The organism is Salinivibrio sp. ML323, assembly GCF_001995745.1.
Classification (GTDB): Bacteria; Pseudomonadota; Gammaproteobacteria; order Enterobacterales; family Vibrionaceae; genus Salinivibrio; species Salinivibrio kushneri.
In genome coordinates this window covers 1-14,602 of record NZ_MUES01000041.1, presented here as the reverse complement: position 1 = coordinate 14,602, position 14,602 = coordinate 1, and the positions used below count along the sequence as shown (strand labels likewise).

Annotated in this window: 12 protein-coding genes and 2 pseudogenes; 9 read left to right on the top strand and 5 right to left on the bottom strand. The window is 49.4% G+C overall.

Going from position 1 to position 14,602, the window contains the following annotated elements; genetic code table 11:
- The first annotated feature begins 157 nt into the window (after window positions 1–157).
- The 4 genes from BZG13_RS14475 (at window position 158) to BZG13_RS14460 (ending at window position 3,151) form a co-directional block, all read left to right on the top strand.
- Complete coding sequence (locus tag BZG13_RS14475) at window positions 158–349, top strand: YgaP family membrane protein (protein WP_046075776.1); 192 nt, start codon at window positions 158–160, stop codon at window positions 347–349.
- A 10-nt stretch (window positions 350–359) separates the two neighbouring features.
- A complete protein-coding gene (locus BZG13_RS14470) occupies window positions 360–2,060 on the top strand; it encodes an FAD-dependent oxidoreductase (protein ID WP_077487118.1) in 1,701 nt (566 codons plus the stop codon).
- Between the two features lie 212 nt (window positions 2,061–2,272).
- Window positions 2,273–2,698 carry a YeeE/YedE family protein gene (locus tag BZG13_RS14465; protein WP_077487117.1) on the top strand — a complete coding sequence of 142 codons (426 nt, stop codon included), beginning with the start codon at window positions 2,273–2,275 and terminating at the stop codon, window positions 2,696–2,698.
- A 15-nt stretch (window positions 2,699–2,713) separates the two neighbouring features.
- Window positions 2,714–3,151: a YeeE/YedE family protein gene (locus BZG13_RS14460; protein ID WP_077487116.1), complete on the top strand. Its 438-nt coding sequence runs from the start codon at window positions 2,714–2,716 to the stop codon at window positions 3,149–3,151.
- A gap of 62 nt (window positions 3,152–3,213) precedes the next feature.
- On the opposite strand, the pseudogene BZG13_RS15695 reads toward BZG13_RS14460, so the two are convergent.
- The 3 genes and pseudogenes from BZG13_RS15695 to cysM all read right to left on the bottom strand — a co-directional run.
- Window positions 3,214–3,588, bottom strand: a pseudogene (locus BZG13_RS15695) (methyl-accepting chemotaxis protein); the annotation flags it as partial.
- A gap of 162 nt (window positions 3,589–3,750) precedes the next feature.
- Window positions 3,751–4,509: pseudogene (locus BZG13_RS15690) on the bottom strand (PAS domain-containing protein); the annotation flags it as partial.
- Between the two features lie 369 nt (window positions 4,510–4,878).
- Entirely contained in the window at window positions 4,879–5,769 is an 891-nt protein-coding gene (cysM, locus tag BZG13_RS14450) for a cysteine synthase CysM (protein ID WP_077487115.1), read from the bottom strand.
- A 226-nt stretch (window positions 5,770–5,995) separates the two neighbouring features.
- On the opposite strand from cysM, the gene cysP reads away from it, so the two are divergent.
- From cysP to BZG13_RS14430, 4 genes are read left to right on the top strand one after another with little or no spacing between them, the layout of a single operon-like run.
- On the top strand, window positions 5,996–7,000 hold the full coding sequence (cysP, locus tag BZG13_RS14445) for a thiosulfate ABC transporter substrate-binding protein CysP (protein WP_077487114.1): 1,005 nt from the start codon (window positions 5,996–5,998) through the stop codon (window positions 6,998–7,000).
- A gap of 53 nt (window positions 7,001–7,053) precedes the next feature.
- Complete coding sequence (gene cysT / locus BZG13_RS14440; protein ID WP_077487119.1) at window positions 7,054–7,890, top strand: sulfate ABC transporter permease subunit CysT; 837 nt, start codon at window positions 7,054–7,056, stop codon at window positions 7,888–7,890.
- Between the two features lie 10 nt (window positions 7,891–7,900).
- Window positions 7,901–8,809 carry a sulfate ABC transporter permease subunit CysW gene (cysW, locus tag BZG13_RS14435; RefSeq protein ID WP_077487113.1) on the top strand — a complete coding sequence of 303 codons (909 nt, stop codon included), beginning with the start codon at window positions 7,901–7,903 and terminating at the stop codon, window positions 8,807–8,809.
- Between the two features lie 3 nt (window positions 8,810–8,812).
- Window positions 8,813–9,940: a sulfate/molybdate ABC transporter ATP-binding protein gene (locus tag BZG13_RS14430; protein WP_077487112.1), complete on the top strand. Its 1,128-nt coding sequence runs from the start codon at window positions 8,813–8,815 to the stop codon at window positions 9,938–9,940.
- 30 nt (window positions 9,941–9,970) lie between these two features.
- On the opposite strand, the gene BZG13_RS14425 is transcribed toward BZG13_RS14430, so the two are convergent.
- Both BZG13_RS14425 and BZG13_RS14420 read right to left on the bottom strand, forming a co-directional pair.
- Window positions 9,971–11,482: a putative bifunctional diguanylate cyclase/phosphodiesterase gene (locus tag BZG13_RS14425; protein ID WP_077487111.1), complete on the bottom strand. Its 1,512-nt coding sequence runs from the start codon at window positions 11,480–11,482 to the stop codon at window positions 9,971–9,973.
- A gap of 304 nt (window positions 11,483–11,786) precedes the next feature.
- The gene (locus BZG13_RS14420) at window positions 11,787–12,974 is read right to left on the bottom strand and encodes an NnrS family protein (protein WP_077487110.1); all 1,188 of its coding nucleotides are present in this window, start codon (window positions 12,972–12,974) and stop codon (window positions 11,787–11,789) included.
- Between the two features lie 245 nt (window positions 12,975–13,219).
- On the opposite strand from BZG13_RS14420, the gene BZG13_RS14415 reads away from it, so the two are divergent.
- Window positions 13,220–14,521 carry an MFS transporter gene (locus BZG13_RS14415; RefSeq protein WP_077487109.1) on the top strand — a complete coding sequence of 434 codons (1,302 nt, stop codon included), beginning with the start codon at window positions 13,220–13,222 and terminating at the stop codon, window positions 14,519–14,521.
- Window positions 14,522–14,602: the final 81 nt, after the last annotated feature.

Here is a 14,602-nt window from a genome sequence, read left to right as displayed (position 1 = left end):
ATTTTATTTAGTCAATTCTAATTTAGGTAAATTATTATTAGACTTTTCTAAACACAACTTCTAGAGTAATCCCAGTGCCGACAAACACTGAAGGCGTTCGAGCCAAAACGGTTCGGTCTGTCGGGTAATCGTGTAGATGATGCAAAGGAGTTTTGCTATGACAATTGATAATGGCGTACGCGTAATCGCTGGCATGATGGTGCTACTTTCTGTCGTGCTTACCCTCACAGTTCATAGCCAATTTGTTTGGCTAACCGTTTTCGTTGGCGTAAACCTGATCCAAAGTGCGTTTACAGGGATTTGTCCGGCTGCCTTTTTCCTGAAAAAACTTGGACTAAGCAACGCTTAATGGAGTCATAATGACCAAAATCGTGATTATTGGCGGCGTCGCCGGTGGCGCTTCTGCCGCTGCTCGCGCCCGTCGTTTAAGTGAAGAAGCGGAAATCATCATGTTCGAACGTGGCCCGTACGTCTCGTTCGCTAACTGTGGTTTGCCTTATCATATCGGGGGTGACATTACCGACCGCAGTAAACTCTTGCTGCAAACCCCGGACAGTTTTCGCGCCCGCTTTAATGTGGATGTGCGCATCAACAGCACAGTCACCGCGATTAACCGCGAGGCCAAAACCATCACCGTCACCCGTGCCGATGGCAGCGATTATCAAGAAAGTTACGACAAGTTACTGTTAAGCCCAGGTGCGGCCCCCATCATGCCGCCTATTCCTGGCTTAGATAACCCGCTGACTCACTCGCTTCGCAATATTCCAGATATGGATGCGATTTTGCATACCATTGATATGAATAATCCCAGTCATGCGACTGTCGTCGGCGGGGGCTTTATTGGCCTTGAGATGATGGAAGCGCTGCATCAACGCGGGATTAAAACCACCCTGTTGGAAATGGCCGATCAGGTGATGACGCCCGTCGACCGAGAAATGGCGGGATTTGTCCATCAAACCATTCGCGATCAAGAGGTGGATTTACGTTTAGGCACCGCGCTGGAGTCCGCCGAGTTTATTCCTACCACGCATGTTGCCAGTGATGATGCAGGCGAGCCGAGTGAGCCGCAACACTTAGAAGGTTCACTGAGCCTCACGCTCAATAATGGTGACACGCTGCATACTGAATTGTTGATCATGGCCGTTGGCGTTAAGCCTGAAGTCACGCTGGCGCAACAGGCGGGACTTGCCATTGGTGAAAAAGGCGGGATTGTGGTCAACAGCACCATGCAGACCCAAGACCCCGATATTTACGCCGTCGGCGATGCGGTGGAAGAGATTGACTTTGTCACTCACAAGCCGACGTTGGTGCCATTGGCTGGCCCAGCGAACCGTCAAGGACGCATGGCCGCTGACAACATGCTAGGCAGCACTGAGCATTATCTCGGCACCCAAGGCACCGCTATCTGTAAAGTATTCGATCTCGCGGTCGCCTCAGTGGGCCAAAACGAGAAACAACTCAAGCACGCTGACATCGACTACCAAAAGGTCTATGTTCACGCCGCCAGTCATGCGGGTTATTATCCCGGCGCAGAGATTGTCTCATTTAAGCTGCTGTTTGCCCCGGATACGGGCGCCATTTTAGGCGCACAAGCGGTGGGTAAAGACGGCRTTGATAAACGCATTGATGTCATGGCCGTAGCACAACGTGCCGGCATGACCGTTGAGCAACTCCAACATCTAGAACTCACCTACGCGCCGCCGTATGGCAGTGCTAAAGATGTGATCAATCAAGCGGCCTTTGTAGCAACCAACCTCATTAAGGGTGACGCTAAAGCGATTCATTACCACGAGTTAGGTGCACTGCGTGATGATCAAGTGCTGCTGGATGTGCGTAATGCCCCCGAGCGCGAAAACGGTCAGTATATCGATGGTGATATCCATATTCCGGTCGACGAACTGCGTGGACGCATCGATGAACTGCCCAAAGACAAAGAAATTTTGATTTACTGTCAGGTCGGTCTCAGAGGCAACGTCGCCTACCGCCAGTTAGTCAATCATGGTTTTAAAGCTCGCAACTTAATTGGGGGCTATCGCACCTACAAGTTTGCCAAGGCATAGGAACGAGAGGCTTCAGTGTCAGCCAAAAGCGCGAGCATCTGCTCGCGCTTTTTTAGAGGCGTTGTTTTTTCAAATTGCCCAAGTCTTCAATTTTAGGCATACACCAACCACTAAAACAACTTAAACTAAATTAGAATTGACTTATGCACAAATCTCAGTATGCTGCCTGTATTATTTAATTGTAACCTGTTTTGAGTCATTGAGAGGAAATCATGACGTTCCCTATCCCATGGGAGGCCCTATTTGGTGGCATGCTAGTTGGTGCAGCCTGTCTGGCACTATTAGCGCTTAATGGCCGTATTGCCGGGATCAGCGGTATTGTGTCAGGCGCGTTATCATCACACGGCCGTGAAGCTCAATGGCGAGGGTTGTTTTTGCTAGGGATGGTCAGTGCTGGCATCTTGATGCCATTTATCGGTTTTGAACTACCCAACTACACAAGCCTTGCGCCTGCACTCACACCTATGGTTGCCGTACTCGCGGGGTTGCTGGTCGGGATAGGCACTAAATTAGGTAACGGCTGTACCAGTGGTCATGGCATTTGTGGCATGGGTCGCTTATCGAAACGGTCAATCGTGGCAACGCTCACTTTTATGGGTGCTGCCTTTGTCACTGTTTTTGTTCGTTTACACTTTTAAGGACGTTTATCGCTTATGTTTCGCCTTGTTGCTCTACTCTCAGGCTTTATCTTCGGTGTGGGTATGATGGTGTCAGGCATGGTCAATCCCGCGAAGGTGATTGGCTTTCTGGATGTATTCGGCCAGTGGGATCCCAGCCTTGCATTTGTGATGGGCGGTGCGCTGTTGGTCTTTGTTCCCGGCTACTTTTTGGCCGTACGTCGGCAGAAAAACCCCGTACTGGCCGATCAATTTTGTCTACCCAAGACGCAAACGCTTGATAAAAAACTCATCGGCGGCGCATTACTCTTTGGCACCGGCTGGGGACTCGCCGGACTTTGCCCAGGACCGGCGATCACGGCTATTGGCTCCGGCGCACTACCGATCGGTCTATTTGTGATTAGCATGCTAGTCGGGATGCGCGTCATAACCTATCTTCAGCAAACACGAATACCGTCACCAGTAAAAACTTAAATAGACTCATACGAGATGATGCGCCCTGATATCCGCTTTAGACAGGGCGCCAGAGTTTAGCGCTAAGTAGCGAGACGTTGAACTGTATCAGAGACCTCTTCAGCTCCGGCATAAATATCACGCATGACAGTTTCCGCTGAGGCAATTTTTTCTCGGCTCTGCTCCGATTCTACTGCCACTTCTTCCATCGACTCACTCACACCATGGGTCAATTTTCTATTTTCATCGACAACATTGGCGATTTGTGTTGTCGATTCACTGGTGCGTTTGGCTAAACTTCTCACTTCATCAGCTACCACAGCAAATCCTCTGCCCATCTCGCCGGCACGAGCTGCTTCAATAGCAGCATTTAAAGCAAGTAAATTGGTTTGTTCAGCGATTTGATTAATCGTGGTCACAATCTCTTCAATGCTCTGTGCGTGCTCAGTCAGTTGGTGGAGTTGCTCAGCCGTTGATTGCATTTTCTCAGTGACATGGCTAGTGATATCGACCGCTTCTTTGAGCAAAGCACTACCATCCTCAACATGTTGAAGTGTCGCGGCTGACGAATGGTGGGCGAGTTCAGCGGCTTGAGAGACTGCATGGCTTTTCTGCACACGTGCAGTGATGTTGGAAGCAAATTTCACGATCTTTTCAACACGCCCACTATCACCGAATATGGGGTTATAAGTGGCTTCTAACCAGATTTCATTGCCCAATTTGTCTCGCCGTTGATATTGTCCACCCTTAAATTGTCCATCTTCCAGTTCTGCCCAAAAGTTCGGATTTTGCTCATAAAAGTCAGCGTCGCAGAATATACGATGATGCTGCCCTACAATGTCATCTAACTCATATCCCACTGTGGCTAAAAAATTGTCGTTAGCATGGATAATGTTGCCTTGGGGGGTAAAAATGATGGCCGCCATGGAACGGTCGAGCGCCATAAACAACGCCTCTTTTTTGGCTTTTTCTTGGTGGACTCGCGTCACATCGGACGCGATTTTGCGAACTTTAACCACTCGTCCGGTTTTATCTTTAACTGGAAAATAAGACGCATCCATCCAAATTTCGTTACCATTTTTGTGCCGGCGTCGAAAAACGCCCTTCTGTCTTTCGCCCTGACCGAGACGCATCCAAAAATCGCGGTATTCTTGGGACTCTGTCGTTTCAGGAAAACATACTGCCGAGTGGTGCTGTCCAACCACTTCATTACTCTCGTAACCAATAATATCAAGTAATAGTTGATTGCAACTGAGCACAATTCCATCAGGAGAGAAGGTGATGGTGGCAACACCTTCTATGATGGCATCAAGCTCGATTTCTAGTTGTTCTCTGTTTGTCTCGCTTTCGGTAAGTAGGCGTCTAGTTTTATTAAACATCATGGTGGCTCCCCCGTTAACTCTAGGACCATATCGTTACTTTTCATGCTTCTTTACTTCAGTGGCTAGCCAATCCACAAGAACATTTTAAAGTATGTGAACTACGTTATTAGTCGCGTAATATCAGTAAAGCGTAGAGCATCTTTATTTATCCGATAATTAGGCGTATTAACTAATAAGCATTAGAAGAATGAAAAATGTAACAAAAAACATATTACCATTGATAACAAAGAGTTAATTACCATCTAGCTTGTATTAAAAGATTCCATAATCGCCTAGAAAACCATCTACTTTTGCGTTTATTGCATTGTCCCTCATACTAAGTAATTTTTTCTCATCATTACGACCTAGATCTTTTAGCTAGAACGGTTAAGAAAACAACCCAGACGATAAATAGCGATCGCCGCGATCGCAAATAATGGCCACCACCACAGAGCCGGGTTCGGCTTTGGCGACTTGTAGGGCCGCAAACACCGCACCACCCGAGCTAACCCCCGCACATATACCCTCTTCTCTGGCGAGGGCACGCGCAGTCTCTTTCGCCTCTTGTTCAGAAATGTCCATCACCTCGTCGATATGCTCGTCGGTGTAAATGCCGGGTAAATACTCAGCCGGCCAGCGGCGAATACCGGGAATCGCGCTCCCCTCGGTAGGCTGTAAACCAATGGTTTTAATCGCGGGGTTTTGCGTTTTTAGGTACTTTGAGGTTCCCACAATGGTGCCTGTGGTGCCCATGCTGGCGATAAATTGGGTGATTTTTTGTTGGCTTTGCTGCCAAATTTCAGGCCCTGTACCAGTCACATGAGCCTGAAAATTATCCGGATTATTGAACTGATCCAACACTTTGCCCTTGCCCTGTGATTGCATGGATAACGCCAAATCACGCGCACCTTCCATTCCCGACGCTTGAGAGACGAGAATCAACTCACTGCCATAGGCACGCATCGCATCTTTGCGCTCCTGGGTAGCATTTTCAGGCATGATTAAAATCAGACGATAGCCTTTAATCGCCGCCGCCATTGCCAGCGCTATCCCGGTGTTGCCACTGGTCGCTTCAATCAAGGTATCGCCCGGTTGGATATCTCCCCGCGCTTCGGCCTGCACAATCATGTTCAGCGCGGGCCTATCTTTGACCGAACCGGCCGGGTTATTGCCTTCAAGTTTAACCAAAACAGTACTCCCCGTATCAGCGCCTAGACGCTGCAAGCGTACCAAGGGTGTTTGTCCTACGTAGTCTTCAAGCGTTGGGAAATCAGTCACGTCTCTTACCTCTGCCTATCTTTTTCACTGGCGTCATGCCATGGGGCACTGTCTATAAACGCCATGTTACAAGGGTTTATCACTGGCACGCAGATAAATTGTCACTAACATATACAAAATGGTTATAGTAAAACTGTTTTTTATTCCTAATGATTGCTTTTATTCTGTGACTTATAGCGACTTCTTTTGTTGAACAAGCATCAACCGGTCATTAAGGAACATTACAATGAAGGTATTCAAAACGCTGGCTCTGTCGGCCCTACTTGCCACCAGCAGCGCACAGGTATTTGCCGCTGAACAAACACTGTTGAACTCTTCTTATGATATCGCAAGGGAGCTTTTTGCCGACTACAACCCACTATTCGCAGAGCACTGGCAAGAAAAAACCGGCGACTCCGTAACGATTAAGCAATCCCATGGCGGTTCATCGGCGCAAGCGCGCGCCATCATGCAAGGGCTGCAAGCGGATGTCGTCACCTTTAACCAAGTCACTGATGTGCAGGTACTGCACGATCGCGGCAAGTTGATCGACAAAAACTGGAAAGAGAATTTCCCCAACAGTAGCTCGCCGTACTACTCCACCACCGCGTTTTTGGTGCGCAAGGGCAACCCAAAGAATATTGAAAATTGGGATGATTTGGCCAAGGACGACGTCGCTTCTGTTTTCCCGAATCCAAAAACCTCCGGTAATGCACGTTATACCTATCTTGCCGCACTCGGTTATGCGCAAAAGGCGTTCGGAAAAGACAACACCGAGCAACAAGACCAATTTTTGAAACAGCTTCTCGCCAATGTGGCGGTGTTTGATACCGGTGGCCGCGGCGCAACCACCTCATTTGTTGAACGCGGTATTGGTGATGTGCTGGTCACCTTTGAATCAGAGGTCAATAATATCCGCCAGCAATATGGCAGTGATAAATACGATATTGTGGTGCCTAAAACCTCGATTTTGGCCGAGTTCCCCGTCGCCGTGGTTGAGCGTAACGCCAAACGCAACGGCACCACTGAGCTGGCGACCGAGTATTTGTCTTACCTATATAGCGAAAAAGCACAGCGCTTATTGGCCGATTTTAACTACCGCGTCCATCACCCTGACGTGGTCAAAGACAATGCCGATCGTTTCCCTGAAGTCGAATTGCTGACCGTGGAAGCTATCGCAGGGAGTTGGGACCAGGCCATGAAAACGCACTTTGCCAGTGGCGGAAAACTCGACCAACTGCAACGCCGTTAACGTTTCCTAGGTATTGAGACGCTATGCCATCGCTATCTTATCAACGCCAATTCATGCCTTGGGCAGCACGTCAGCAGCGCGTGCTGCCCGGGTTTGGCATCAGTTTGGGCGTATCTTTGCTGTTCATCAGCTTGATCCTGCTGTTACCGGCCAGCGGCCTTATCATGCAGACCAGTCAGATGAGTTGGCAAGAATACTGGTTTGCCATCACGGACCCACGCATTGTCGCCAGTTATAAGGTCACGGCTGGCGCGGCGCTGATTGCCTCATTATTAAACGGTGTGATTGGCCTACTCTTTGCTTGGGTGCTGGTGCGATACGACTTTGCAGGCAAACGCTTCGTCGATGCGCTGGTTGATTTGCCGTTTGCTCTGCCCACCGCTGTTGCCGGTGTCACGCTCGCCACCCTGTACGCTGATAACGGCTGGATAGGCAGTGTGCTTGCCAACGTCGGTATCCAAGTTGCCTACACGCCGCTTGGGATCGTGATTGCCATGATGTTTACCAGCTTGCCGTTTGTGGTGCGTACTGTTCAACCCGTGTTGGAAGAGATCTCCCAAGAGGAAGAAGAAGCGGGCACTGTGCTCGGGGCGAGTGACAGTGCAGTGTTTTGGCGGATTATCCTGCCGACCATCAAGCCAGCGTTGTTAGTGGGTGTGGCCTTATCATTTACCCGCAGTCTGGGTGAATTCGGTGCGGTGATTTTTATTGCTGGCAATATGCCCTACGTCAGCGAGATCACCTCCTTGATGATTTTTGTCCGTTTGCAAGAGTTTAATTTCCCAGCGGCAAGTGCGATTGCCTCAGTGATTTTGATGGCATCATTGTCGTTACTGTTTGCGATCAACCTATGGCAAGGTCGCTACTTAAAACGCATTCACGGTCGCTAAGGATAGCTTTATGACTCCCCACACTGCCCGAATCGGTGATTCTGTTTGGATCAAACGTAGTTTGATTGGCTTAATGCTGATACTGGTTGCGCTCGTGTTGGTGCTTCCCTTATTGAGCATTTTTTCTATTGCATTTTCTGACGGTATTGGTACCTATTTTGAGCACCTTCTTGCCCCCGATACACGCCATGCGATTGGGTTAACGCTATTGGTTGCCGTTATCACGGTGCCGGTTAACTTAGTGTTTGGTGTCATGCTCGCATGGGCGGTAACTCGGTTTCAGTTCCCAGGCCGAAAACTGGTCACCACCTTGATTGATATTCCCTTCGCGGTATCACCTGTGGTCGCCGGTCTACTCTATTTGCTGCTGTACGGCAGTAACGGTTGGCTAGGCGCGTGGTTGTTTGAGCATGATTTACAAGTGATGTTTGCACTGCCTGGCATTGTATTAGTCACCATTTTTGTCACCTGCCCCTTTGTTGCTCGCGAGCTTATTCCGCTGATGCAACAGCAAGGGCACGCCGAAGAAGAAGCGGCGGTGATTTTAGGGGCGTCTTGGTGGCAACTGTTTCGACGCGTCACCTTACCGAACATCAAGTGGGCCCTGATATACGGGGTGATCTTGACCAATGCCCGGGCCATCGGTGAGTTTGGCGCGGTGGCAGTGGTGTCAGGCAGCATTCGCGGTCAAACCAATACCCTGCCTTTGCAGGTACAGCTTCTTTACGAAGATTACCAAACTCAAGCAGCCTTCGCCTGTGCGTCATTACTTGCCTTTATGGCACTCGCTACCTTGGCATTGAAAGCCTTGGTGGAATGGCGTCAACACCGTGCACACGCCAGCACCGCGCCGATGGATGAAAGCAGGGCGTCAACGCCTGCCCGCTTAACCTTACAAACGAACCAAAGTGAGCCGTAAGCCATGCGTATTCAACTGAACAACATCACTAAACACTTTGGCCAGTTCCAAGCGTTATCGCCGTTATCACTTACCATAGAGCAAGGCGAGATGATGGGACTGCTTGGGCCCTCAGGCTCCGGTAAAACCACGTTATTGCGCATTATTGCCGGATTAGAAAGCAGTAACAGCGGCCAGATCCTATTTGGCGAGCGCGATGTCACCCGCGTCCATGTGCGGGATCGCCGTGTCGGGTTTGTTTTTCAAAACTACGCCTTGTTCAAACATATGACGGTGGCAGAGAACATCGCCTTTGGCTTGCAAGTGATGCCACGTCGCGAGCGCCCCTCCCCAGCCACGATTACGCAACGGGTGAACCAACTGCTTGAGGTCGTGCAGTTAGGCCATCTGGGCCAACGGTATCCCGAGCAATTATCGGGCGGACAAAAGCAACGTATCGCACTGGCGCGAGCGTTGGCGACCCAGCCGGAGATCTTATTGCTCGACGAACCGTTCGGTGCGTTAGATGCACAAGTACGCAAAGAGTTGCGCCAATGGTTACGCCGACTACACGATGAAATGGCTTTTACCAGTGTGTTTGTCACTCACGACCAAGACGAAGCCCTGGAGCTTTCGGATCGCGTGGTGGTGATGAGTAATGGGCAAATTGAACAAGTCGACAGTCCGGTCGATCTTTATGCTGCGCCGAAAAGCCGCTTTGTGTTTGATTTTTTAGGGAACGTGAATGTTTTTTCCGGCCACTATCAGCAAGGCACGTGGCAAAATGGCAATGCCTTTATTCAACCCACACTAAACACGCACACCCAACAGTCAGGCAGTTTGTATGTGCGCAGCCATGAGTTAACCCTGGCTGATAAACCCAATAGTCAACTCTCGCTGCCCATGCGTGTGGTCTCTATCAACCCGGTTGGTGCCGAGGTACGGGTATCACTCGCCCCACAAGGCTGGGAGAGTGAACAACTATGGGAGGCCACCTTAACTCATCATGCGTGGCAAGCCGCACCGTATCAAAAGGGCGATACCGTGTATGCGATGCCGCACCGCGGATACTTTTTCAACGGCACAGACACAGAGCCGCACCGCCTCAATTGGCCATTCTTAGCGGAAGATAGCTTGGTGTATGATATTTAGGTGATTTATCGAGTGGATGTTGGCGGTGCTTTATGAGTTATCTATGTTAGCGTTTACCTTTCGGACAGGCATCGCCACTTTCAATTCGGATAGCGTAGAAGGATAACCCAAGTAATACCCTTGCACATATTCGCAACCAAAGCTTTTTAACAATGCTAGCTGCGTGGCCGTTTCCACACCTTCAGCGACCACGTTGATTTCTAGACGTTTGGCAATATCAATAATACCTGCAGTGATCGCTTTGGCACGACTGTCGGTTTCCATCGAGTGGATGAAACTGCGGTCAATCTTGATTTCATCGACGTTGATTCGGTTAAACATCCCTAAAGAGGTATATCCCACACCAAAATCATCAATGGAGAAGGCCACGCCATGGCGTTTGAGGGTATCAACCACTCGCGCGCACTCGAGAATATCATCAAGTGCTGCGGTTTCGGTTATTTCTAGGCACAGGTAACGCGCGAATTCTGGGTTCAATTTCAAGTAATCATCAATACGCCGGATCGCACTCTGGCTATTAAACTCAACCGCAGAAATATTTACCGACACACGCTGAATAACAGTTCCCAACAGGTCACTATCGCGTAGCTGATTGGCAGCTTTTTCGAGTACGAGCGCCGTTAGCTCCTCGCAAAAACCCTGTTCTTCGGCGAGCGTGATAAACGTACTCGGTGGCACCACACCATAGGTTTCATGGGTCCATCTCGCCAATACTTCCAAGCCGCTTAACTCGCCTGACGTCAGGCGATACTGCGGTTGAAAGACAACCTCAATCTCTTTGTTATTGATTGCAACTCTGAGTGCAGAAACGAGCTGCCTGCGCTTTTGGGCTTGCTCGGTTAAGTGAATATCATGATAGGTTACGGTGTTTTTGCGTTTTTTAGCCTCATTAAGCGCGCGCGTAGCTGCCGTCATCAAGGTGGCAGCATCGTCACCATCTGGTCCGAATAACGCCACCCCTATCGAACAGGTCGCCTGTTGCTCGTATCGTTGTAAATGTCGATGACATTCACGGTGTAGTCTATCAATATAGAGCGCCATATCGCTGGCACCGTCTAACGCAACAAGGCAGGCAAAGCGGTCTGCGTGGATGCGCGACGTAAGTTTATCGAATAGCGTTGATTCCTCAATGGCATGAGCCATGTCAGACAGCAGATGATTAGTACGTTCAAACCCAAGTTTATTGGTGAGTGATGTAAACCCATCAATGTCGATAATCACCAAAACATACGAGGTTTGTTGCTCCTGTGGGGCAAGCAAGGTATCCACATGACGCATAAACACTGAAGGGCTGTGCAACCCTGTGACACTATCAATGTCACTCGCTCGCTCTAACGCCAAGTGATTCCTTCTTGCCAGGCTCCAGAGCATCATCGACGTCACCACCACAAAGAAATGCCCTTTGAATGCTTGTCCTAATTCATGCATCTCTAGATTCGTTGCCAACGCTGTCACCAGGCGATCGGAAAAAAGGATCCACAAAGTCGCAAAAAAGAAATAGGTAAACGCCAACTTCAATGCATAGTAGTTCGTTTTCTTCATTATGGTTCCCGTGCGATGACGTCCATTCGACCTGCTTGCGACACCCTATCTCCCACCTAAGGTGACGAAAAGGGAAGACGGTGATATCAAACTCTGCCTCTTTTAAATCATTATTAAAAATGAGACAGCGCTTTTAAAGTGTGTAACTGCATATTAGGTCTAATGTTAGTTGTTCGCCAGAAAAAACGACAATAAACAACCTACTAATTGACAAACGCCTTCCATCTATATTAGCCATCTCATCAATGATTAGGCGTTAGACTACCTAGCATCAATCCAACACAGTCCGGTAAAGCGTCATACATTACCCCGCCGCGCCATCTGCGCGTGCTTGGCTCAGCATGGGGCCAAATCGCACCGCAAACCAGCCATAGCTAATCGTCCACAGCAGTGCTGATGCAGCAACCAGCTCTAGGGTATACACCGGCCAAAACCAGATGCCAAATACTCGGACGAGTGCAGAAATAAGTAAGGCATAGAACAGCCACGAAACAGCGGGGCCCTGATAAACATTGCGCCCAGTATGGCCAAGCGTGACTCGCGCAATCATGGCCAGGACAACGCCCCCGAGTGCACCTATCGCGAATAAGTGCCAGATAAGGTTTGATGCCCAGGGGTTAATCACCACCGCTTTTAATATCAATCCAAGTGGTAAAAAGACATAAAATAGATGAAGCGAAAACAGCATCGGCACCTGGTACGCTTTCCAACCTTTCCAGCGGTAGAGCCGAACACATTGCGCAATACCCGCTGTGAGCAGCAACCCACGCGCGACCATGTTATCAGTGCCGGACACCAAAGTGACGCCAATCAATAGCACAAACAGAGCGATAATCGCTCGCTCTAGCCACACAGGTGTGCTGGACACCTGTATACCCAACTTTTTCTCCGTGAAAAACGGGATCACACGGCCACCCATTACGCTAATAAGCAGCATGAACCAAAGCAAGGTACTGTGCCAAACTTGGTTTATAGGCAGGGCAACCTCTCCTAACAACGCACCATAAGACAAAGCGTTCAGTAAAGCCGCGATGGCCAAAACGGGGATAAAAATATAATTACGTTGACGCTTAGTCACTACCACGCGATAACCCAAGGACCACGCCACACAGGCCATAAATAGGGTATCAAGTACAAGGCTCGCCCAAATCGGGACATCCACCCAGAAGCTCAATCGCGCCAACAGCCATAATGAAAAAATGGCGAAAAGCTTCGATCCCCGGGTACCTGGCACACCCGTCCAGTTTTGCACCGCCGTCATTAAAAAACCACCGACAATGGCCATTGAAAAGCCAAACAGCATCTCGTGGGCATGCCACCAAAGCGAAGGCACYGTGAGTGACACCATCCCAGGATGGGTGTACAGCCCACTCCATATAACAATGACCAGACAGGAGTAAAGAGCACCAAAGAGGAAGAAGGGCCGAAATCCCAACCGGAATAATGGTGGGATCTTATCTTCTTTTTGTTTGTCGGTGACATTTAACAACATTCAAGCACTCCATCTGGAGAATTGGGTTATTCACCCTAGCACACACGGAAACACTACTTTTGATATTAAACAAACCCCAACCAACTTAATGTGCTACAAAAAGAAAGGTTATTGTGGTTATTGAGTAACCAAGATCCATGTTATCGAATCAAAAAGCTGGACGTAACCGATATGAACCACAACAATTTTCTCATCACCAACCGGTGCAATATTCAAGCTGGCAGAGCCAAAGAATGAGGAGGCCCATGACCTATCCATCTAGCAGCAAGTTTGCGGTACTCGGCGCGGCACTTATCGCCATAAGCTATGGATTAGCCCGCTTTGCATTCGGGCTGTTCGTCCCACCGATCCGCGATGACTTAGCACTGAGCCCCTCGCAGATAGGTATGATTAGTGCCCTGCCGTTGATTAGCTTTGTGATCGCAACTGGTTTTGCGCCGCTGATTGCCGATCGCATTGGCGCAAGAATCACTGCAATTGTTTCTGGTTTATTTGGCGCTCTGGGCCTCGCCGTCATCAGTCAATCGACTAACAGTGTCTCACTAGCTGTCGGTGTGTTTGCTTGCGGCATTTGCACCGGCTTGATGATGCCCGCCCTCACCGCTGCCATGCAGGCTATCGTTAATCGCGCTCTGCATGGTAGAGTCAGTTCAGTGATGAATGCGGGTACCAGCATTGGTGTCGTCGTTGCTGTGCCTGTAGTCTTGCTGCTCGAATCGGCTTGGCGCACGGCCTATTTGTTTTTTGCAGTACTTGCGACACTTGGCATTGTAGCCGCCTGGCGGATGTTGCCATCTGTCTCGCCTGTCACACCCACAGATGCTGCCCCTGCGCCCCCGATCAGCCGATTGCAATGGGCCCGACTTCTGCGCTTATCACTCTTTGCATTTGCAATGGGATTTGTCTCTGCTGCGTATTGGATTTTCGCACCGGATTTGGTCATCACACTGGGAGAGCTTCCTGCCGATGCGACCGGGTGGTTATGGTTTGCCGTAGGTCTTGCCGGTCTCGGCGGCGCGATAGCCGCTGATCTAGCCGATCGCAACAATCCACCCATTACCCACTCGTTAATGTTAATGATGCTGGCCGCGAGTATGGCACTGATTGCAGCGAGCCCTAATAACCTATTGTTAACCGTATTTTCGGCATTAGTCTTTGGCCTAGCCTACATGAGTTTAACCGGATTGTACTTGATGACAGGGATCCGCCTTCTTCCTGGTCGTCTGTCACTGGGGCCAGTATTGCCGTTTTTAGCCGTATCACTGGGCCAGGCGGTTGGATCACTCGTTTTAGGCTTATTAATAGAGCAAACAGGTTACGCGAATGCTTTTTCATTGTTTGCGTCAATCAGTATTGTGGTTGCCATTATCTCCCCACTCTATCCTCGCCAGCTCGAACAAGAATGGGATGAAGAAGTGATCGAGGACACCGGTCTACAAGCGGCGTATGACCACCAACTGCATGATGATGAGGGCGAGCCCTATCGCGGGATAGAAATAGAAGACAAGACCAAAACAGCCGAAGCAGAGCGCATGGATGAAAACTAATTACAAAAATGTTATTTAGTACAGATATAAAGTTTAAACTTGATCACATTTCAAACACAAACTATGCTTTGTACATACTGA